Source organism: Hymenobacter telluris, from assembly GCF_017313265.1.
In the GTDB taxonomy this organism is placed as follows: Bacteria; Bacteroidota; Bacteroidia; order Cytophagales; family Hymenobacteraceae; genus Hymenobacter; species Hymenobacter telluris.
Window position 1 is genome coordinate 1 of sequence record NZ_JAFLQZ010000003.1, and the last position, 20,366, is coordinate 20,366.

General features: G+C 56.5%; 18 protein-coding genes. 3 read left to right on the top strand and 15 right to left on the bottom strand.

The features are described from left to right. Window positions 1-216: 216 nt before the first annotated feature. Window positions 217-1,977, bottom strand: a complete 1,761-nt coding sequence (gene sppA / locus J0X19_RS04930) for a signal peptide peptidase SppA (RefSeq protein ID WP_206982002.1) — start codon at window positions 1,975-1,977, stop codon at window positions 217-219. A gap of 258 nt (window positions 1,978-2,235) precedes the next feature. Then, window positions 2,236-3,573 carry a replication-associated recombination protein A gene (locus J0X19_RS04935; protein WP_206982004.1) on the bottom strand — a complete coding sequence of 446 codons (1,338 nt, stop codon included), beginning with the start codon at window positions 3,571-3,573 and terminating at the stop codon, window positions 2,236-2,238. 93 nt (window positions 3,574-3,666) lie between these two features. On the opposite strand from J0X19_RS04935, the gene J0X19_RS04940 reads away from it, so the two are divergent. Next, complete coding sequence (locus J0X19_RS04940) at window positions 3,667-4,596, top strand: DMT family transporter (protein ID WP_206982006.1); 930 nt, start codon at window positions 3,667-3,669, stop codon at window positions 4,594-4,596. 92 nt (window positions 4,597-4,688) lie between these two features. On the opposite strand, the gene J0X19_RS04945 is transcribed toward J0X19_RS04940, so the two are convergent. From J0X19_RS04945 to J0X19_RS05005, 13 genes are all read right to left on the bottom strand, one after another. Continuing rightward, window positions 4,689-4,988, bottom strand: a complete 300-nt coding sequence (locus tag J0X19_RS04945; protein ID WP_206982008.1) for a hypothetical protein — start codon at window positions 4,986-4,988, stop codon at window positions 4,689-4,691. A gap of 105 nt (window positions 4,989-5,093) precedes the next feature. After that, window positions 5,094-6,038, bottom strand: a complete 945-nt coding sequence (locus J0X19_RS04950; RefSeq protein WP_206982010.1) for an N-acetylornithine carbamoyltransferase — start codon at window positions 6,036-6,038, stop codon at window positions 5,094-5,096. 397 nt (window positions 6,039-6,435) lie between these two features. Then, window positions 6,436-6,903, bottom strand: a complete 468-nt coding sequence (locus J0X19_RS04955) for an SMI1/KNR4 family protein (protein WP_206982012.1) — start codon at window positions 6,901-6,903, stop codon at window positions 6,436-6,438. Between the two features lie 39 nt (window positions 6,904-6,942). Continuing rightward, window positions 6,943-10,173, bottom strand: coding sequence for a carbamoyl-phosphate synthase (glutamine-hydrolyzing) large subunit (carB, locus tag J0X19_RS04960; protein WP_206982022.1), 3,231 nt, complete (start codon window positions 10,171-10,173; stop codon window positions 6,943-6,945). Between the two features lie 95 nt (window positions 10,174-10,268). After that, window positions 10,269-10,637 carry a hypothetical protein gene (locus tag J0X19_RS04965; protein ID WP_206982023.1) on the bottom strand — a complete coding sequence of 123 codons (369 nt, stop codon included), beginning with the start codon at window positions 10,635-10,637 and terminating at the stop codon, window positions 10,269-10,271. 105 nt (window positions 10,638-10,742) lie between these two features. Beyond that, window positions 10,743-11,033, bottom strand: a complete 291-nt coding sequence (locus J0X19_RS04970; RefSeq protein WP_206982025.1) for a GIY-YIG nuclease family protein — start codon at window positions 11,031-11,033, stop codon at window positions 10,743-10,745. 4 nt (window positions 11,034-11,037) lie between these two features. Continuing rightward, window positions 11,038-11,319 (bottom strand): hypothetical protein, encoded by a 282-nt coding sequence (locus J0X19_RS04975; RefSeq protein WP_206982027.1) that lies wholly within the window; start codon window positions 11,317-11,319, stop codon window positions 11,038-11,040. Between the two features lie 80 nt (window positions 11,320-11,399). Continuing rightward, the gene (gene carA / locus J0X19_RS04980) at window positions 11,400-12,488 is read right to left on the bottom strand and encodes a glutamine-hydrolyzing carbamoyl-phosphate synthase small subunit (protein WP_206982029.1); all 1,089 of its coding nucleotides are present in this window, start codon (window positions 12,486-12,488) and stop codon (window positions 11,400-11,402) included. A gap of 874 nt (window positions 12,489-13,362) precedes the next feature. Next, the gene (locus J0X19_RS04985; protein ID WP_206982031.1) at window positions 13,363-14,526 is read right to left on the bottom strand and encodes an aspartate aminotransferase family protein; all 1,164 of its coding nucleotides are present in this window, start codon (window positions 14,524-14,526) and stop codon (window positions 13,363-13,365) included. A 22-nt stretch (window positions 14,527-14,548) separates the two neighbouring features. Next, complete coding sequence (locus tag J0X19_RS04990) at window positions 14,549-15,016, bottom strand: hypothetical protein (protein WP_206982033.1); 468 nt, start codon at window positions 15,014-15,016, stop codon at window positions 14,549-14,551. An 18-nt stretch (window positions 15,017-15,034) separates the two neighbouring features. Beyond that, window positions 15,035-16,015, bottom strand: a complete 981-nt coding sequence (gene argC / locus J0X19_RS04995) for an N-acetyl-gamma-glutamyl-phosphate reductase (RefSeq protein WP_206982035.1) — start codon at window positions 16,013-16,015, stop codon at window positions 15,035-15,037. After that, window positions 16,005-17,192, bottom strand: coding sequence for an argininosuccinate synthase (argG, locus tag J0X19_RS05000; protein WP_206982037.1), 1,188 nt, complete (start codon window positions 17,190-17,192; stop codon window positions 16,005-16,007). The genes argC and argG overlap by 11 nt, the downstream gene beginning before the upstream one ends. Window positions 17,193-17,284: 92 nt before the next feature. Next, window positions 17,285-17,857, bottom strand: coding sequence for a GNAT family N-acetyltransferase (locus J0X19_RS05005; protein ID WP_206982039.1), 573 nt, complete (start codon window positions 17,855-17,857; stop codon window positions 17,285-17,287). A 622-nt stretch (window positions 17,858-18,479) separates the two neighbouring features. Here J0X19_RS05005 and argB point away from each other — a divergent pair. Both argB and J0X19_RS05015 read left to right on the top strand, forming a co-directional pair. After that, the gene (gene argB, locus J0X19_RS05010; protein WP_206982041.1) at window positions 18,480-19,262 is read left to right on the top strand and encodes an acetylglutamate kinase; all 783 of its coding nucleotides are present in this window, start codon (window positions 18,480-18,482) and stop codon (window positions 19,260-19,262) included. After that, window positions 19,250-20,320 carry a M20 family metallo-hydrolase gene (locus J0X19_RS05015; protein WP_206982042.1) on the top strand — a complete coding sequence of 357 codons (1,071 nt, stop codon included), beginning with the start codon at window positions 19,250-19,252 and terminating at the stop codon, window positions 20,318-20,320. Before argB ends, J0X19_RS05015 begins: the two co-directional genes overlap by 13 nt. The last annotated feature ends 46 nt before the right edge of the window (window positions 20,321-20,366 follow it).

Sequence of the window (20,366 nt, forward strand, 5' to 3'; positions counted from 1 at the left end):
AGGTAGTCGGCGGCTTGGTGAAGGTGCTGCATGAAGGTTATTGTTGAAATTGACTCTAAAAGCTAGTTCCCCTCCTTTTTTCAAGGAGGGGTGCCCGCAGGGCGGGGTGGTCGACTAGAATTAGAAAACTAAAGCTAGTACTCGTTCTAACGGTTTTACCACCCCGCCCTGCGGGCACCCCTCCTTGAAAAAGGAGGGGAACTAGCTTGTAATAATCTAGTTGATATTCAGTTCGAACGGCATGCGCATTTGGGCGCCTTTCATTTCCGAGAGCTTCTTGTACTGCTGATATACGGGGTACATCGGGCCCATTTCCTCCTTTACCATGCGCAGCTTCACTTCCTCGCTGAAGCCGCTGAAGATTGTCTCGGCGAAGGTGCGCTGGCGTGGCAGCTTCTGGATGCGGTAGTCGCCTTCCCTGAGCTTGGCACGGCGGGCGGCAATGCGCAAGGCATCGTCGAACGAGCCGAGCACGTCTACCAGGCCGCGGGCTTTGGCCTCGGAGCCCGACCATACCCGGCCGGAAGCATAGCCGCGCAGCTTTTCCACTGGCATGTGGCGGCCCTGGGCGGCTTTGGTGGTGAAGTCGGCGTAGATGCGGTTGATTTCGTTTTGGAACTGCGTTTTCTCGAACGGCGTGAGGGCACGGGTAACAGTGGGGAAGTCCGAGAACATGCCGGTGGTTACCCGGTCCGTGGTGATGCCGAGCTTGTCGCGCAGCAATGGCTCGATGTTAGGCAGTACCCCGAATACGCCGATGCTGCCGGTAATGGTGTTCGGATGGGCCACAATCGTGTCGCAGCCCATGGCAATGAAGTAGCCGCCGCTGGCCGCCACATCCGACATCGAGCACACAATCGGCTTCACTTTCTTGGTCAAGAGCACTTCGCGGTAGATGATATCCGAAGCCAGCGACGAGCCGCCGGGCGAGTTCACGCGCAGTACTACGGCCTTCACCTTATCATCGAGGCGGGCTTTGCGGATGGCTTCCGCGAACTTGGTGCTGCCGATGTTATCATCGGAGCCTTTGCCGGTCACGATGTCGCCATCGGCGTAGATGACGGCAATGCGGTTGCCGCTGGTGCTGCCTTCCTCGTCGTCGGCTTTGCTGTAGTCGCCCAAACTCACGAGGCTCAGTTTATCGTCTTTCTCCACGCCCAGCTTGCCTTTCATGTAGTCGAGGGCCTGGTCGTAGTAGCCGAGGTGCGTCACGAGGCCGAGGCGCTTGGCATCATCGGCGTTGTGTACCAGCATGGAGTCGGAAATGACTTTGAGGCGGGCCGGGGAAATCTTACGGGCTTCGGCCACGTGGCCCAGGGTGAAGTCGTTGATGGAGTTCAGAAACGAGGTGGTTTGCAGACGCGCCGAATCCGACATGTTCTCCCGGAAAAACGGCTCCACCGCACTCTTAAACGACCCCACGCGGAAAATCTGGGGCTCGATACCCGCCTTGGAGAACAGGTTTTTGTAGTACATCGTCTCCGAGCTCAAGCCGTTGAATTCCAGCGTACCCTGCGGATTGAGGTAAATACGGTTGGCCAGCGAGGTCAAATAGTAGCTCTTCTCGGAAGCGGCATCGGCATAGGCCACAATGAACTTGCCCGACTTCTTGAAGTCCAGCAGCGCGTCGCGCACTTCTTCCAGCGAAGCCATGCCGCCCTGCACCAGCTCCACGTTCAGGAAAATGCCCTTGATGTCGGCATCGGTTTTGGCCCGCCGGATGCTGGCTTTCAGCTGGTCCAGCCCGATGTCGTCGGCCTGGCTGCTGAACATGGCCCCGAACGAATGGCGGCTTTCCCGCTCGGCAATGGGCTTATCGAGCTTGAGTTCCAGCACCGAGTCGCTGGCGACGGTTACCTCCTTGTTGTCGGAAGACGCCAGCGCCGCCACAAACACCACCAGCACCAGGAGGCTGAGCAGGCCAAACACAAACAGGCCCGTGACGGTGGCCAGCACGTACTTAAAAAATTGTCTCATAAATCACGAAGTGAATGAATGTAGGCGAAGGACACCAAAGCAGACGGTGTAGGTTGCGTTTTGCTTTGACAGAACAATAAACCGCAAGCAAGTTATTGATTCAAGCCGCTGGAAGTGCGAACAGATATAGAAAAAGGCACAGTTCTTTGGTGGCTGTAGCGCGAAGCCTTTGCTTCGCGTATCGTTGCTGACTTCCACGTCGTCTGCCAGTTGTTCAACGATACGCGAAGCAAAGGCTTCGCGCTACACCATTTCCTTTCAATACCCGTACTTCTCCCCCCAGAGCTGGCGCAGGCGGTCCTGGATTTTGGTTTCGGCGGGGTTGTGGCCGGGGTGGTAGAACGTGGTACCGCTGAGGGCATCGGGCAGAAATTCCTGGTAGGCGAAGTTGCCGGGGTAATCGTGCGAGTATTGGTACTGGCCGCCGTAGCCGAGGTCCTTCATGAGCTTGGTGGGGGCGTTGCGCAGCGGAATGGGCACCGGTTGCACGCCCTGCTGCCGCACCAGCGCCCGTGCCTCCCGGATGGCCTTGTAGCTGGCGTTGCTCTTGGGCGAGGTGGCGAGGTACACCACCGTCTGGCCCAGAATAATGTCACCTTCGGGCATACCGATGACCGTTACGGCCTGGAAACAGCTTTGCGCCAGCATCAGGGCATTGGGGTTGGCCATGCCCACGTCTTCGGAGGCCAGAATAAGCAGGCGGCGCGCAATGAACTTGGGGTCTTCGCCGCCTTCCAGCATCACGGCCAGGTAGTACAGCGCCGCGTTGGGGTCGGAGCCGCGGATGCTCTTGATGAAGGCCGAAATAACGTCGTAGTGCATTTCGCCGCCTTTGTCGTAGCGCGCGAGGTGCTGTTGGGCGAGCTGCTGCACGCCGTCGTCGGTGATACTGATTTCACCGGTTTCCGGGTCGGGCCGGCTGGATTCCACCACGATTTCCAGCAGGTTGAGCAGCTTGCGCGCATCACCGCCCGAAATGGTGAGCAGCGCGCCGTATTCCTGCACCCGCACCTTTTTCTGGCGCAGCTGCTCGTCTTCGGTCAGGGCTTTGTCTACCAGGTCGGTCAGCACTTCCTTGCTCAGTGGTTCCAGCACGTACACCTGCGCCCGGCTCAGCACGGCCGGAATCACCTCGAACGACGGATTTTCGGTGGTGGCTCCAATTAGCGTGACAATGCCCTGCTCCACGGCACCCAGCAAGGCGTCCTGCTGGCTTTTGCTGAAGCGGTGAATCTCGTCGATAAACAGAATGGTGCCCCGCTGCTTTTTGGCCCGCTCAATCACCTCGCGCACATCTTTCACGCCCGCGTTAATGGCGCTCAAGGCCACAAACGGCTTGTGCAGCTCTTCGGCCAACAGGTGCGCCAAGGTGGTTTTGCCTACGCCCGGCGGGCCCCACAGAATCAGGCTGGGCAAGCGGCCCGCATTCAGGTAACGCCGCAGCACCCCCTCAGGCCCGATGAGGTGCTGCTGCCCGGCGTATTCCTCCAGGGTGCGAGGCCGCCGCCGCTCGGCCAGCGGCGCGTTGTCGGCAGCTTTAGGGCGCAGGTTGGAGGCTAAGGTAGGTTCGGAATCGAAAAGGGAGCCGGTAGACATAAGGAAAGCAAGATCAGGTTGTAAAAGTACGGCAGGAAGTAGCGCGGAAACCACAGGACTTCCGCGTTACATCCCGGCGTACCTTTGCGGCGCATGAAAAATTCCGTCAAGGTCCACGCGGCCTTATTCGTGGTAGCGTTGATTTACGCCGCCAACTACAGCATTTCCAAGGATGTAATGCCGCGCTACATGGGCCCCTTTGGGCTGGTGCTGCTGCGCATTGTGGGGGCCACGCTATTCTTCACGGTCCTGAGCCGCCTAGTAGCACCTCACGACCGTATCCGGGGCCGCGCCGACAACCTGCGGGCGGTGGCGTGCGGCGTGCTGGGTATCGGGCTGAATCAGCTGCTGTTTTTCTCGGGCCTCAACCTGACCACGCCCATCAACGCCTCGCTCATCCAAACCATTACGCCCGTCGTGACAGTGCTGGCCTCGGTGGTGCTGTTGGGTGAGCGGCTGACGGTGCCGCGGGTGCTGGGGCTGGGCATGGCGGGCATGGGCGCTGCGCTTATCATTCTGGGCCGGACGCCGGGCGCCGCGGGCCAGAATGTGGTGCTCGGCAACTTGTTTATCTTGCTCAACGCCACGGCTTTCGGGCTGTATTTGGTGCTGGTAATGCCGCTCATGCGCACGTACCAGCCGTTTACGGTGCTGGCCCGCATTTTTCAGGTGGGGCTGGTGCTGGCGGTGCCCGCCGGCTGGCAGCAGGTCCGCACCCCCGACTACGCCAGCTTCCCGCCCAGTATCTGGGCAGCCATCGTGTTCATGGTGGTGTGCGTGACTATTCTGGCGTATCTGCTCAATAACTGGGCCTTGAAGTACGCCTCCCCAGCTCTGCTTGGGGCCTACATCTACCTGCAACCGGCCTTGGCCGTGGGCATTGCCGTGGCGCTGGGCAAAGACAGCCTCACCACCACCAAGGCCATACAGGCGCTGCTCATTTTCGGGGGCGTGTTTCTGATGAGCCGCAAACCCCGCAAAGTAACGCCCGCCGTACTTCCGCTTGAACCGGCCCAGAAGTAGCCCTTGATTACGCCTACCACCCAACAAAAAACCCGGTGCCAATGTGGCAACCGGGTTTTTTGTTGGGTGGTGCCAAAGCACCGGTTGCAGACCTAGTACGGGCTGGCTTTTACTTTCGACTTCTTCTTTTTGTCTTTCGCCTTCACATCCGTATCAGCCGGGATGGTAGTAGCTGGCGCGGCGGTAGTGGTAGACTGAGTTTCTACGGTAGTCGTGCTGAGAGGCGTGGTGGTGGTGGTCGAGTTGATAGTTCCCGTGGCAGGCTGGGTCTGCGTGGTGGTGCTCTGCTGAGGCTCCGTGGTGGTCGTCGTGGTCGTGGTATTGGTGGTTTGTGCGTTGGCGGCAGAAACACCTGTTACAAACACAGCGGCGAGAACAAGTAGCTTTTTCATGAACTGGGGTTTTGGTGAACTATTCAGAGTTGGCTGACCAGCCAAATCGAGTAGCCCTAAACACTACTACCGCAGTAAGGTTCATTTTGCCCGAATTATGCACCATTACTTCAGCAGCTCGTGCAGCACAGTTTGCATGGAGAATACCCGGTTACCGGCCTCCTGAATCACCAATGAATTTGGCGAATCCAGAATAGCGTCGGATACTTCCACGTTGCGGCGCACAGGCAGGCAGTGCAGAAATTTCGCATCGTGGGTGCCGGCCATGTGCTCGGGCGTGAGCATCCAGCTGGGGTCGTTGCTGATGACCTGGCCGTAATCTTGGTAGCTGCTCCAGTTCTTGGCCTGCACGAAGTCGGCGCCTTCCAGGGCCTTCTTCTGGTCGTACTCGATGCGGGCGCCTTTCGTGAACTTGGGGTCCAGTTCGTAGCCCTTGGGGTGGGTTATCACGAAGTCCACCCAGTCCACTTCCGAAAACCAATCGGCAAAGGAATTGGGCACGCACTGGGGCAGGGCGCGCACGTGGGGGGCCCAGGTGAGCACCACTTTCACGCGCTCCTTCTGCTTGGTTTCGGCCACCGTAATCAGGTCGGCGAAGCTTTGCAGCGGGTGCAGCGTGGCGCTTTCCAGGCTGATAACGGGCACGGTGGCGTACTTCAGAATCTTGTTAAAGACTTCCTCGCTGTAGTCGGCCTCCCGGTCCTTGAGCGTGGGGAAAGTGCGCACGCCCAGCACGTCGCAATACTGGCTCATCACGGCAATGGCCTCCTTGATGTGCTCCTGCGTACCGCCGTTCATCACCGCGCCATCGGCCATTTCCAGCGTCCAGGAGTCGGCGCCGGCGTTGAGCACCCAGGCCTGCGCGCCCAGGTTATAAGCCGCCTTCACCGAACTCAGGCGGGTACGCAGGCTGGGGTTAAAGAAGATGAGCCCAACGGTTTTGTTGCGCCCGATGTGCTGGTAGCCAAACGGGTTGGCCTTGATTTCCAGGGCCTGCTGCAATAGCGCTTTATAGTCGCCCGCATCGGCGAAGGAGGTGAAGTTTTTCATAGGGTGTGATTCAGGATGTAGAAGTAAAAACAAGGGGCCGAACCTGCCGGCCCAGCCCCTTGCCAACCGATTAGCCGAGCCAGTGACGGGCCGCAGCGGCGAGTGCCACCTTGACCGTTTCCAGCATCAGCCACCGCCAGAAACTTTTCGGAGCTTCCGGCGGTATAGGTTTACGAAGGACGGATTTCTTCCGTACCTTCGACGCACGATTTCTTCTCATAGCAGCAAGAAGTTAGGTGCTTGTTCCACCTGCTTCTCGAAGCCCTAGTTGTTCCACCAGCTAGGGCTTCACCTTTTTTAAGGTGGCCGTGTGGTGAGGTGGAATAACCGTGCGGTACGGCGAAGGTAATGCAACTACTTTATCACGAGTAATGCCAAAAAAGCAACTCGCTTTAAGTCAAATCATTAATTTATCAGGACTATTCAGGTACAGAGAAATAAAATCTGAAAATGACTCTGCTATGACTTTATGAACACCGCCACATATGGCATATACTTCGTTTCGTTCTGAATCAATAGGATTCAGCCTAATTACATATGCTATAAGATTGATTGAGTAATCGGCGAGTACGAAACAATTTTCTGGATTCTTTATAATGGCTATTGATTCACCATGTCTCGGGATTCCGTAATTCCCTAATAGAGTAACGACATCATCTACTTTATTCAATGAATAAAATTCATACCACCCGTCATCTACTTCGCCGTCCATGCCATTTACAAGGGTGAAGTAGCTACGTAAATCTTCCGGAAATCTTACGTTGCGGTCGGTTTCAAATTTTAGAATATCAGATTCGCTTACCGTCCATTCAGACCTGATTTTTCTGCGTTCCCAAATAGCTTTTAAACGAAGAAGCTGTTCCATATAAAATAGAGCGAGCCCTATCGGGCCCGCTCTGTCAATTTACATCGCCTTATACTCGTTCCAGCTCTTGATCTTCAGGTCCTTCATTTCCAGGGTGCAGAAGGCCTGGATAAACGCCTTCGCTAACCGCGCATTCGTCAGCAAACCAACCCCAAAGTCGATGGCGGTGCGGCGGATTTTGTAGTCGTTGTCCAGCTCGCCCTTCGAGAGGTTCTTGGGGATGTTGATGACCAGGTCGATTTTCTTTTCCTTGAGGTAGGTCAGCACGTTGGGCTCCTGGTGGTCGTCGGGCCAGAAGACCAGGGAGCTGGGCACGTTGTGTTCGGCGAAGAAGCGGTGCGTGCCCTGCGTGGCGTAGATGGTGTAGCCGCTTTGCACCAGCAACCGCGCCGATTCCAGCAGGGCTATCTTGGAGATGATGGGGCCGCTGGAAATCAGTATCGACTTCTGCGGAATCTTGTAGCCCACGCTCAGCATCGACTTTAGCAGGGCTTCCTCGGCCGTGTCGCCCAGGCAGCCGACTTCGCCGGTGCTCACCATGTCGACGCGCAGCACGGGGTCGGCGCCGGGCAGGCGGGTGAACGAGAACTGCGGGGCTTTCACGCCCACGAAGGGCAGGTCGTAGACCAGCTCGCTCGCATCACGCTCAACTTTCTTGCCCAGCAGTACCTGGGTGGCTTTCTTGATGAGGTTGTTGCCCGATACTTTCGACACGAACGGGAAGGAGCGGGAAGCGCGGATATTGCACTCAATCACCCGGATTTCGCGGTTTTTCTCCAGGAACTGGATGTTGAACGGCCCGCTGATTTCGTAGCGCTTGGCAATCTTCTCGGCAATGATTTTGAGCTTGCGCACCGTGCCCACGTACACGCGCTGGGGCGGGTAGTACATGGTGGCGTCGCCGGAGTGCACACCGGCAAACTCCACGTGCTCGGAAATGGCGTAGCTCACGATTTCGCCTTTGTCGGCTACCGCGTCCAGCTCAATTTCCTTGGCTTCCTGCATAAACTCCGACACCACCACCGGGTATTCGGCGCTTACTTCGGCGGCGGCTTTCAGGAACGCTTCCATCTCGAAAGCGTTGGAAACCACGTTCATAGACGCCCCCGACAGCACGTAACTCGGGCGAATCAGCACCGGGTAGCCCACTTCCCCTACAAACTCGAACATAGCTTCCAGGGAGGTCAGCTCCTTCCAGCGAGGCTGCGCAATGCCCAGCTCGTCCATGATGCTGCTGAACTTGTGGCGGTTCTCGGCTTCATCGATGCGAGCCGGCGCGGTGCCCAAAATGGGCGCCTGGGCGTCGGCCAGACGAGTGGCGAGGTTATTCGGAATCTGGCCGCCGGTGCTCAAAATTACGCCTTGGGGCTGTTCGAACTCCAGAATGTCCATCACCCGCTCGAAGCTCAGCTCCTCGAAGTACAGCCGGTCCGACACGTCGTAGTCGGTGGAAACGGTTTCGGGGTTGTAGTTGATGATGATGGTTTTGTAGCCCTCCTCGGCGGCCGTTTGCACGGCATTCACGCCGCACCAGTCGAACTCCACGGAGCTACCGATGCGGTACACGCCCGAGCCCAGCACCACAATCGACTTGTCGGTTTCTTGCGCCAAGTCGTTTTCGGTGCCGTGGTAGGTGCTGTAGAGGTAATTGGTTTTGGCGGGAAATTCGGCGGCCAGCGTGTCAATCTGCTTGATGACGGGCAGCACGCCCAAGGCCTTGCGTCGGGCCCGCACCAGCAGCTCGTCGGCTTTCACGTCGCCTTCGCCCAGCAGCTTCACGGCAATTTGCTGGTCCGAGAAACCGGCCTTCTTCACGTCGCGCAGCAGACCAGTTTCCAGCGCATCCAGGCCGTTGCCGCGCTTGGCGGCGAGTTGATTGCTTAGCTCGAAGATGGTGTAGAGGCGCTGCAGGAACCAGTGGTCAATCTTGGTCAGGTCGTGCACCTGCGCCAGGGTGTAGCCGGCCTCGAAGGCCAAGTTGATGGCGAAGATGCGCTCCTCGTTGGGCTCGCTCAGCAGCTTGTCAATCGTGGCGTTGTCCACGGTTTCAGGCTTGTTGGCCACGAAGCCGCGCTTGCCGGTATCCAACATGCGCAAGCCTTTCTGAATGGCTTCCTCGAAGGATTTGCCGATGGCCATTACCTCGCCCACGCTCTTCATGGCCGAGCCAATCTGCCGGTTCACGCCCTCAAACTTGCCCAAGTCCCAGCGCGGCAGCTTTACCACCACGTAGTCCAGCGCCGGCTCGAAGAAAGCCGAAGTCGTCTGCGTCACGCTGTTTTTCAGTTCCGACAGCGAGTAGCCCAAACTCAGCTTGGCCGCCACGAAAGCCAGCGGGTAGCCCGTGGCCTTGGAAGCCAGCGCCGAGGAGCGCGACAAGCGGGCATTCACCTCAATCACGCGGTAGTCCTCCGACACCGGGTCGAGAGCGTACTGAATGTTGCACTCGCCCACAATGCCGAGGTGGCGAATGGTTTTGATACCGATGCTGCGCAGCTTGTGGTACTCGCGGTTGCTCAGCGTCTGCGACGGAGCTACCACGATGCTCTCCCCGGTGTGAATCCCGATGGGGTCGAAGTTCTCCATGTTGCAGACCGTGATGCAGTTATCATACTGGTCGCGCACCACTTCGTACTCCACTTCCTTCCAGCCTTTCAACGACTCTTCCACCAGAATCTGGTCGGAGGTGGTGAAGGATTTCTGGGCCAGGGTCCGCAGCTCGTCCATGTTGTTGGCGAAACCGCTACCCAAGCCACCCAGCGCAAACGCCGCCCGCACGATAATCGGGAAACCGATTTTCTCGGCCGCCGCCAGCGCGTCGTCCATGTTGGTCACGGCCACGCTGCGGGCCGAGAGTACACCAATCTGGTCGAGCTTCTCCTTGAAAATATCCCGGTCCTCGGTGTCGATGATGCTTTGCACGGGCGTGCCCAGCACCTTCACGTTGTACTTCTCAAACACGCCGGCGCGAAACAAGGCCACGGCGCAGTTCAAGGCCGTTTGGCCCCCAAACGCCACCAGAATGCCATCGGGCTGCTCTTTCTTGATGACTTCCTCCACGAAAAAGGGCGTCACGGGCAGGAAGTACACGTCGTCGGCAATGTTGTCCGACGTCTGCACGGTGGCAATGTTGGGGTTGATGAGGATGGTGCGGATGCCTTCCTCTTTCAGCGCCTTGAGGGCCTGAGAACCGGAGTAATCGAACTCACCGGCCTCTCCAATTTTGAGGGCACCGGAACCGAGGATGAGAACTTTGTTGGGTTTTTCCATTCTAAGGGTTGGGGTAACAGGCCGCGGGTGCGGTCATGTTCAAAAGGCAGTCGTACTAAGTCGGCTACAGCCGGTGGTTTAGGTGAGGGAAGTTTCTATTCGGTAAAGACGGTGTCACTTTTCACTATGTGCCATTCACCCGACGGGCGCCGGGCCATCCAAAGCCGGACGGTGGCATCGGCCCGCTCACCATCCAGGAAGAAGCGGAAGGAGAGAGAATCTTTGGTAGCGCCGAGTTTCTCCACCTTGAATTTTTTAGCAGTTATAGGGCCCGTTTTATTGGTTATCCGCGGTGAAACACGGGCCGAATTCATGGCCTTGTTGACCAAGTCGGCTGGTTCTCCCAGTATAGCTTTCAAAACTGTCTGCTGGCCCATGTTCTTGATGAAATAGAACCCCGCGAAAGCCAGTGCGCCCAACAGTAGATACCCCCAGTTCGGAAAACCTCTGCGTTTTGCTGGCATAAGAGTAGTGCGTTGGGAGTGATGGGTGAGAGGAGCAAGTTGGCAACACGTCATGTTGAGCGGAGCGCAGCGGAGTCGAAACATCTCTACCGCTTCGTTGCAAAATCAACCAGCCCACGTTTCTAAGTCAATGGCCTGCCAAGTTGGGTTGAACGCACTAATTAACGCATCCTTTTTCTGGCGCGTCCAGCCTTTCAACTGCTTTTCCCGTGCTATAGCCTGTATAGCATCAGGGCAAACTTCAAAGTATACCAGCAAATCCGTTTGATATTTTCCAGTAAACTTATCTACATCACCACGGCCGTTACTATGCTCGTAAAGTCGTCGCGTGAGGTCGTTGGTGACGCCTGTATATAAAACAGTTTGGGTTTGGTTGGTCAGAATGTAGACGTACATGCTGTCAAGCTGGCCAGAACATCTTAGAGGCAATATCTTGCGGACAGAGCACGATTACTGAAGATTGTGAGTCTAGTAATTCAGGCTCTTGATTGATGACGTTGAGTGCGGCTGTATTTAATTCTTCAGAATTGACCGGGTGCTCGATAGAAAAACTGCCGTAATCGTCGTCTTCTAAAATAAGCCTACCAACTTCTGTCTTCCGGTTTTGAACTAGAATTATTGCCGTTCCCGAGGCAATTATAGGTTCGGTTCTACCATCAGCCCAAACAGCAATCTTTTGCAAGCTCATTTGACAAATTGTTTGAGAGTTACTTTATCAACGAAGCGGTAGAGATGCTTCGGCAAGCTCAGCATGACGTTCTTTTATTTCGTCGCGCCCTTATGCTCAGCTACGGCTTTCAGGAAGTCATCGAACAAATACTCCGTATCCTCGGGGCCGCCGGCGGCTTCAGGGTGGAACTGGGTGGAGAAGAACGGCTTGGTCTTGTGCTTGATGCCTTCGCAGGTGCCGTCGTTGAGGTTTTCGAACAGCATGTCCCACTCGGCGGGCAGCGTGGCGGTATCCACCGCGAAGCCGTGGTTCTGGCTGGTGATGTAGCTGCGCTGGGTGCCCGTAAGTTTCACCGGCTGGTTATGGCTGCGGTGGCCGTACTTCAGCTTGAACGTGTCACCGCCCGCCGCCAGGCCCATCAGTTGGGAGCCTAGGCAGATGCCGAAAATGGGCTTGTCCTGGCCTAGCGCGGTTTGCAAGTGCTGGATGGTGGCGGTGCACATCTTCGGGTCGCCGGGGCCGTTGCTGAGGAACAGGCCGTCGTAGTCGAGCTGGGTGAAGTCGTAGTCCCAGGGCACCCGAATCAGCTCTACGTCGCGCTGCAGGAAGCAGCGGATGATGTTGGTTTTGGTGCCGCAGTCGACGAGCACGATTTTGTGCTGGCCGTTCCCGTAGTGCTTTACCTCAGTAGGGCTCACCTGGGCCACCAGATTGTCCTGATTGGGGTCGTGGAGCTCCACATCTTCCTCGGCTACAATCTTGCCCAGCATAGCACCTTTCTCCCGCAGGATTTTGGTGAGCATGCGGGTATCCACGCCGAAGATGCCGGGGATGTTGTACTCCTTGAGCCAGTCACCGAGGCTTTTGGCAGCATTCCAGTGGCTGTGCTCCTCGGAGTAGTAGTTCACCACGAGGCCGGCAATGTGAATCTTGTCCGACTCGAAAATCTTGGAAATCGACTCGTACAGTTCCTCGCCGGGCACGCCGTAGTTGCCCACCATCGGGTAGGTCAGCACCAGAATCTGGCCGGCGAAGGACGGGTCGGTGAGGTTTTCGGGGTAGCCGGTCATGGCCGTGCTGAACACCACCTCGCCCGCGGCGGAGGTAAAGGCGCCGAAAGATTGGCCCTGGATTTCAGTGCCGTCTTCGAGAATGAGTTTTACCGATTTAGCGTTTTCCACTCTGTTATGCGAAAAAAGGTTTACCCTATTATTGATTTTCTGTAGTCAGGCCCGCAGCTACTTTTAACATTGCGACGGGCGAAGCGGTAGCGCGGAAACCCTGTGGCTTCCGTTCCGCGTGGCGCCTGCGGCGCCAATACGGCACCTCCCAAAGCTCCGGAACTCGCCTGCGGCTCGTCGCGAAACGGATTTTCGCGCTACGGCCCACTGCTGGAACCGACCCGATACTTTTTCGGCTGGAACAGGACCGTAAATCAGGGGTCTGTTCCAGCCGAAGCAGGAGGTAAGTTAAGCGGAAGGCGAAAGAAGGTAAGTCAATCAGTTCCGTACAATACCGCTTCCGGATGTCAGGCATCGGGAAGTCTGGCGGGCTCGGCTGCTGAAAGGAAACGTAGGTGGCCGTTCTTTCACGGAAAGAACCAGCCGGTTGCTGCGCAATAGTGGCCAATGGCAGCGTGCAGCTAATCAGAAGGGGAGCCTGGCTCGTAAACTTCGTCGTGCTACTCATTAAGGCTGCAAGTTAGGTTACAAGTCGTTTACTTTCTTACCCCGGCCGGAATAATTGCGTACAGCGCTGGTATTTAGTGCCTTTTTGAGGATTAGCTTTACTTTTTTGTTATCCACTTGCTGAATCAATTGTCTTTCGAGTAGCAGATAGGATCGGTTTGAAATCCATTCCAGAAAATCCAAAGCCTCTCACACTGGTTGCAGACAAAAGTGGATTTCATGTCTTTGTAAAGAACCTCTGCATCAATCATTCCGGTGTAACTGTCATAAACAACATCAGATATCATAAGCCACTCCATTGAGTTAGGAGTTTCTCCGAATCCAATTCGATTGCCACATTTACACGTTATTGATGGCATCAGTGATTCTAGTCCAGGGCCGAAGCCTGTTGAATCTCCTCTACTGCTTTCTCGGTCAATGCATATAGCGCCTGTAGGAATCGGTCAACTTCGGCCTTGGTGATGTTGAGCGGGGGCAGCAGCCGAAGCACCGTGGGGTCGGAGGCGTTGCCGACGAAGATGTGGAAATCTGAAAGCAGCTTGTCGCGCACGTCCTTGATAGGGAAGTCGTACTTGATGCCCACCATCAGGCCACGGCCGCGGATTTCCTCGGCACCAGCGTTGGCTTCAAGCTCGGCGCGGAGGTAGTGGCCTAGCTCAGTAGCGTGGTTCAGCAAGTCTTCCTGCTCGATAACCTCCAGCACCGCCAGCGCCGCCGCGCAAGCCAGGTGGTTGCCACCGAACGTAGTGCCCAGCAACCCATACGACGCCTTCAGTTCCGGTGCAATCAGGATGCCACCGATGGGAAAGCCGTTGCCCATGCCTTTCGCTATGGAAATAACATCGGGGCGGATACCGGCGTGCTGGTGCGCGAAAAACTTGCCGCTACGGCCGTAGCCGCTCTGCACCTCGTCGGCCAGCAGCAGGGCACCATACTGCTTACACAGCGCCGCCAGCCCCCCCAGAAACTCGTCGGATGGCATAATAATGCCCCCCACGCCCTGGATGGGCTCGATGATGGCCGCGCACACGTCGCCGCCTTGCAGCACCTGCTCTACCGCCGCCAAGTCGTATTCCACGAAGGAAATGGCGTGGGCGGCGTTGAAGGGAGCTACAATTTTGGGGTTATCGGTAGCGGCTACCGCGCCGGAGGTACGGCCGTGGAAAGCACCTTTAAAGGCGAGTACGCGCTTTTTGCCGGTGTGGAACGACGCCAGCTTCAGTGCATTCTCGTTGGCCTCAGCCCCAGAATTGCACAGAAACAACGAGTAGTCCTCGTAGTCCGACACTTGACCTAGTTTGCGGGCCAACTCCTGCTGAATCGGAATCTGTACCGAGTTGGAGTAGAAACCGATGTTCTGCAACTGCTCGGTGAGGCGCTGCACGTAGTGCGGGTGGCTGTGGCCGATGGAAATAACGGCGTGGCCGCCGTAGAAATCCAGGTATTCCTGGCCCTTGTCGTCCCACAGTTTCGCCCCCAACGCCTTTACCGGCGTGATGTTGACGAGCGGATATACATTGAAAAGCTCCATGTATGAATTCTGACAGTGTACCTTATGTTTCGTTTAAGTAGCAGTTAACCACTTTTTCATCCTTCAATTCAAGAACCAACTCGTCAGGATCAAGATCCAAACCCATAGTTGGTCGGTCACCAATATCAAAACGAATAGTGTTATCCCATCCTCTGTAAGGCTTACCCAGTAAGTCAATAGCTTGACTTCTCGTGAGCCCTATGAGCCATTTAGAATCAACCAAATCATCAGCCATAGTATAACGCTGCTGCACATCATTTGCCCAATCTGCTCTATCAAAACTATAGTGTGGATAATAAGAGAGCAGAAATAGGAACCCAACAAAAGCATCTAGTAGGGCAAATGGGATGAGCGCTACAAAGCCTAGTATCCAGAAAACTCTTCGATATGCTTTGGTTTTTATTATTCCTCTTATCGATAAGACAAATGCGCAGACCAGCAGTCCTGACAAAGCGATAAATACCAGGATTCTAAGGTTATAAGCTGTCATGATTATCAACCAAGTAGCTTAAAACAGCCCCGCCTTCAACCCAAGACCAGTAGTTTCCGGCAAGCCAAACAGCAGATTCATGTTCTGTACCGCTTGGCCCGACGCGCCTTTTATCAGGTTATCAATTACCGAGGTAATGAGCAGCTGCTTACCGAATTTCTGCACGTGCAACAGGCACTTGTTGGTGTTGACTACCTGCTTCAAGTGAATCTCCTTATCTGATACCGTGGTGAACGGCGCATCGGCGTAGAACTTCTGGTACAGCTCCCGTGCTTCGTCCTGGGTTAAATCCGACGGCGTATAAACGCTGGCGAAAATGCCCCGCGAGAAGTTACCACGGTACGGGATGAAGTGCATGGCGCTGTCCAGCTGCGGCTGTAGCTGCGCCAGGCTCTCCCCTATTTCGCCGAGGTGCTGGTGCGTGAAGGGCTTGTAGATGGACACGTTATTGGTACGCCACGAGAAGTGCACCGTCTCCGACAAGCTCTGCCCCGCGCCCGTACTGCCCGTAATGGCCGACACGTGCACATCGTCCGTCAGCTTGCCCGCTTGGGCCAGCGGCAGCAACGCCAGCTGGATAGCCGTGGCAAAACAGCCGGGGTTGGCAATGCTCTGGGCCTGCTGGATGCGGCTCCGGTTCAACTCCGGCAACCCGTACACAAACTCCCTACCCCCAAACTCCGCGTCAGCTTCCAAACGGAAGTCGTTGCTGAGGTCGATGATGTGCGCTGTTTCGGATAGCTCGTGTTTCTCCAGCCACGCCTTGGAGTTGCCGTGGCCTAGGCACAGAAACACTACGTCTTCGTCACCGGCCAGCTCCGAGGTAAACACGAGGTCCGTTTCGCCTACCAAGTCGTCGTGGACTTGATGAATGGGGTTGCCGGCGTTGGAGGAGCTGACAATGGCCCCCAGCTCCGCATATTCGTGGTGCAGCAGAATACGGACCAGCTCCCCAGCCGTATAGCCGGCGCCGCCTACAATGCCGACCTTAATTTTCATCGTTGAACGAGCTATGAATACGCAACTGGTTGCTGAATATTTTGATGAAACCCTTGGCGTCACGGCCGTCCCAGGCGTCGTTTTCTTCGCCGTAGGTCGCCACTTTGGAACGCATCATGTCGTACTGAGACTCGATGCCTTGCAACTCGAATTGATACGGCTTCAAAGTCACGAACACCTTGCCCGACACCCGCTCCTGCGACGACGTAAGGAAGGCTTCCATGTCGCGCATCACTGGGTCGAGGTACTGCGCCTCGTGCAGCAAGGTGCCGTACCAGTTGGCGATGTAGTCTTTGTGCAGCAGCTGCCACCGGCTGGACGTGTGCTTCTCCAGCAGGTGGTGCGCTTTCAGCAGAATCAGCGGCGCGGGCGCCTCGAAACCGACGCGGCCTTTGATACCGAGAATCGTGTCGCCTACGTGCGTGTCGCGGCCGATGGCGTAGGTGCCGGCTAGGTCGTTCAGGGCCTGAATCAGCTCCACCGGGTTCATGGTTTTGCCATTCAGCGCCACTGGCTCGCCCTTCTCAAAGGTGATGTCGATGCTGGTGGGCTCGGTTGCGCTGATCTGCGTGGGGTACGCCGACTCGGGCAGGGCCTGATTGGAAGTCAGGGTTTCGACGCCGCCCACACTGGTGCCCCAGATACCCTTGTTAATGGAGTATTTGGCCTTTTCCCAACTCATCTCGAAGCCGTGTTGGTTCAGGAAATCAATCTCGGCCTGGCGCGACAATTTCAGGTCGCGGATGGGCGTGATGATTTCCGTGTTCGGCGAAATCACCGAGAAAGCCACGTCGAAACGCACCTGGTCGTTGCCGGCGCCGGTGCTACCGTGGGCAATGTAGTCGGCCTTGTGCTCGCGGGCGTACTCGGCCAAAGCCAGCGACTGGAACATGCGCTCTGCGCTAACGCTCAGCGGGTAGGTGTCGTTCTTGAGAATATTGCCAAAAATGAGGTAGCGCAAACAGTCCTGGTAGAATCGCTGGGTCACGTCAATTACCTCGTGCTTGGTCGAGCCCAATTCATAGGCGCGCTTCTCGATGGCGGCCAGCTCTTCCTCGGAAAAGCCGCCGGAGTTGACGATGACGGTGTGAACTTCCAGACCCAGCTCGCGGGTCAGATATACAACGCAGTAGGAAGTATCCAGGCCGCCGCTGTAAGCTAAAACTACCTTTTTCATTTATTGGTATTGAGTATTGGGTATTGAGTAGTTGGTATCTGCATTGAGCTTTTCACGGTTGCAAATCAGTCTCAATACGTACTACCAACTACTTAATACTTTAAAATTTCAATCGACTCCTGCACAACCTGGCCATACTGGTCGTCGAGCTTGTCGTAGACCATGCCGGTGCACAAACACATTTTGCGCTCATTTTCCATCAGGATGCCATAGTTTTTGCAGCTAGAGCAGCCTTTCCAGAAATCGTCGCTTTGGGTTAGTTCGGGGAAGGTGACCGGGCGGTAGCCCAGCTCGTTGTTGATCTTCATCACGGCCGCTGAGGTCGTGATACCGAAGATTTTGGCCGCCGGGTATTTTGTGCGCGACAACTCGAACACGCGGTGCTTGATGGCGCGGCCCAGGCCTTCTTTGCGCAGCTCGGTATTCACAATGAGGCCCGAGTTGACGACAAACTTGTTGTCCTCAAAGGTTTCGATGTAGCAGAAGCCAGCCAGCTGCTCATCAATGAAGGCAATAATGGCGTCGCCTTTCACCATCTTCTTTACCAGATAGTTGGGGTCGCGCTTGGCGATGCCGACGCCGCGCGCTTTGGCGGATTCGGCGTACCACTGACAGAGGGTTTCCACATACTGCGCATCGGCAGCATCGGCGACTCGTAAAAGCATGGTCAAAGCTCAGTTAGTTGCCTTCGTATACGGCAACAAGCTTGGAAAGACGATATGGGAATGTGAAGCTTGCGTAACAAGCTACGCGGCAACTGGCAGCGCCAGAGGGGAAATAAGCCCGAAAAATAACGGAGACCTCAGGAGGCTATAAAAGACCAGCAGCTAGGGTCGGGGGAGCGGGTTAGTCCGGCAAGTATCCGGAAAAAGGCGCACTAGGGCTTACACTCGTGTCAGGCAGATTAATTCGTTGAAAGTCTCTTCTGTGGGGTGTCCTTGACTTCCCCGTGCTGGTTTTCACTATTCAAAAACACAGCCAAAGTAGTGCAGCCAGCGGTTAAGCTGGCATTGTTCGCAGGGCCGTCGTGGGCCGCAGCAAGCATACAGGAGAAGAGAGACGAATCATGACAGGCACCGCTGAGCGGTGAGAAGTGGTTTCTGCGGCTTTAAAATGCAGTGGGCCGCTAAATCGTTGCAAAACTAGATGTTTTTTTTCGGAAACTTTGCCCCTCTTCCTTCAAAAACCACCTGCCAGGCCCCGTGCTGCGTAGGTTATTTGGCCACTTCAGGGGCTGTTTTAGCAATTGCACCCGCCTGAGCGCTGCATTTTATCTTTTCGTTACCTATGAGCGAAGTCCTGAAAATCTTTAAAATCGGCGGCGGCATAATCGACGACATCACTCAACTCGGGCAGTTTCTGGCGGAACTGGCGCAGGTATCCGGCCGCAAAATTCTGGTGCACGGCGGCGGCAAAGGGGCCAACCAGATGCTGCAACGCCTCGGCATCGAGCCCCAGATGGTGGAAGGCCGCCGCATCACCGACGCCGCCACCCTCGACATCGTAACGATGTTTTACGCCGGCAAAACCAACAAGCAAATCGTGGCCCTGCTGCAAGCTGAAGAAGTGAATGCGCTAGGCTTGTCGGGCGCTGATGGCAACGTCATTCAAGCCACCAGGCGGCCCGTGCGCACCATCGACTACGGTTTTGTGGGTGACCTAAACGAGCATAGCGTCAACACTAAGCTGCTGGAACAATTGCTGGAAACCGGCCTTACGCCGGTGCTGTGCGCCATTACCCACGACGGGCACGGCCAGCTGCTTAATACCAACGCCGACACCATTGCCAGCTCGTTGGCGCGGGCCCTGGCCGGCTCCTACACGGTGGAGTTGCACTTCTGCTTCGAGAAAGACGGCGTGCTGGCTGACATCAACGATGAAGCCTCGGTTATCCCGCAGATTACCGCCGACCAGTACCAGCAACTGAAATCCGAAGGCGTCATTGCGGCCGGCATGGTGCCCAAGCTCGACAACGCCTTTGCCGCGCTGGAAGCCGGCGTGGAGCGCGTGGTGATTGAAAATGCGCTCCGCATCAATGAACCCGTTAAGACCATCCTATGCCGGAGCTAATCGAGCGGCTCACCGAAGAGGCCATTCAGCTGCTGATTCAGCTGATTCAGACGCCCTCTTTCTCGCGGGAAGAAGACCAGACGGCGGACCTGATTTTTCGGTTTCTGGCGTTCCACGGTGCCCAGCCGCAGCGCGACAAAAACAACGTGTGGGCCGCCACCCGGCCGTTCAACGCCGGCAAGCCCACTATCCTGCTCAACTCCCACCACGACACCGTGAAGCCCGGCAGCACCTGGACCTACGACCCATGCGGGGCAGTAGTGGAAGGCGACAAGCTCACCGGGCTCGGCAGCAACGACGCGGGAGCTTCGGCCGTGAGTTTGCTGGCTACGTTTCTGTACTTCCACCAGCAAGCCAACCTGCCGTTCAACCTGATTTGTGCCATTACGGCCGAGGAGGAAGTTTCAGGCGCCAACGGTATCCGGGCCATGCTGCCGCTGCTCCCCCCTATCGACCTAGGCATCGTGGGCGAACCAACCCAAATGGACCTGGCCATTGCCGAAAAAGGCCTAGTGGTGCTGGACTGCGTAGCGCACGGCCGCACCGGCCACGCCGCCCGCGAAGAAGGCGAAAACGCCTTGTACAAAGCCCTGCCCGACATCCAGTGGTTTCAGCAGTACCAGTTTCCGCAGGTATCGGAGCTGCTGGGGGCCGTGAAAACCACCGTCACGCAGATTCAGGCCGGCTCGCAGCACAATGTAGTGCCCGATGCCTGCCGTTTCGTGGTGGACGTGCGCACCAACGAGCTGTATTCCAACGAGGAAGTGGTACAGCTCGTCCGGCAGCACGTAGCCGCCGACGTAACGCCGCGTTCCACTCACCTCAACTCGTCGCGCATTGCCCTCACGCATCCGGTGGTGCAGCGCGGGCTGGCGCTAGGTTGCCGCACGTTCGGCTCAGCCACCTTGTCCGACCAAAGCATGATGCCCTTCGACACCGTGAAAGTCGGCCCCGGCGACTCGGCCCGCTCCCACACCCCCGACGAGTACATTCTGCTCAGTGAAATCCGGGCAGGAATCCGGGGCTACGTAGCTTTACTGCACGGGCTAGCGCTATGATGTAGAGACGCAATACTTTGCGTCTCATCGTTGGACGAGCGAAACC

Bases quoted from the DNA above. Each gene is read 5' to 3' on its own strand.
- sppA (WP_206982002.1), bottom strand. From the start codon at position 1,977: ATGAGACAATTTTTTAAGTACGTGCTGGCCACCGTCACGGGCCTGTTT.
- J0X19_RS04935 (WP_206982004.1), bottom strand. From the start codon at position 3,573: ATGTCTACCGGCTCCCTTTTCGATTCCGAACCTACCTTAGCCTCCAAC.
- J0X19_RS04940 (WP_206982006.1), top strand. From the start codon at position 3,667: ATGAAAAATTCCGTCAAGGTCCACGCGGCCTTATTCGTGGTAGCGTTG.
- J0X19_RS04945 (WP_206982008.1), bottom strand. From the start codon at position 4,988: ATGAAAAAGCTACTTGTTCTCGCCGCTGTGTTTGTAACAGGTGTTTCT.
- J0X19_RS04950 (WP_206982010.1), bottom strand. From the start codon at position 6,038: ATGAAAAACTTCACCTCCTTCGCCGATGCGGGCGACTATAAAGCGCTA.
- J0X19_RS04955 (WP_206982012.1), bottom strand. From the start codon at position 6,903: ATGGAACAGCTTCTTCGTTTAAAAGCTATTTGGGAACGCAGAAAAATC.
- carB (WP_206982022.1), bottom strand. From the start codon at position 10,173: ATGGAAAAACCCAACAAAGTTCTCATCCTCGGTTCCGGTGCCCTCAAA.
- J0X19_RS04965 (WP_206982023.1), bottom strand. From the start codon at position 10,637: ATGCCAGCAAAACGCAGAGGTTTTCCGAACTGGGGGTATCTACTGTTG.
- J0X19_RS04970 (WP_206982025.1), bottom strand. From the start codon at position 11,033: ATGTACGTCTACATTCTGACCAACCAAACCCAAACTGTTTTATATACA.
- J0X19_RS04985 (WP_206982031.1), bottom strand. From the start codon at position 14,526: ATGGAGCTTTTCAATGTATATCCGCTCGTCAACATCACGCCGGTAAAG.
- J0X19_RS04990 (WP_206982033.1), bottom strand. From the start codon at position 15,016: ATGACAGCTTATAACCTTAGAATCCTGGTATTTATCGCTTTGTCAGGA.
- argC (WP_206982035.1), bottom strand. From the start codon at position 16,015: ATGAAAATTAAGGTCGGCATTGTAGGCGGCGCCGGCTATACGGCTGGG.
- argG (WP_206982037.1), bottom strand. From the start codon at position 17,192: ATGAAAAAGGTAGTTTTAGCTTACAGCGGCGGCCTGGATACTTCCTAC.
- J0X19_RS05005 (WP_206982039.1), bottom strand. From the start codon at position 17,857: ATGCTTTTACGAGTCGCCGATGCTGCCGATGCGCAGTATGTGGAAACC.
- argB (WP_206982041.1), top strand. From the start codon at position 18,480: ATGAGCGAAGTCCTGAAAATCTTTAAAATCGGCGGCGGCATAATCGAC.
- J0X19_RS05015 (WP_206982042.1), top strand. From the start codon at position 19,250: ATGCCGGAGCTAATCGAGCGGCTCACCGAAGAGGCCATTCAGCTGCTG.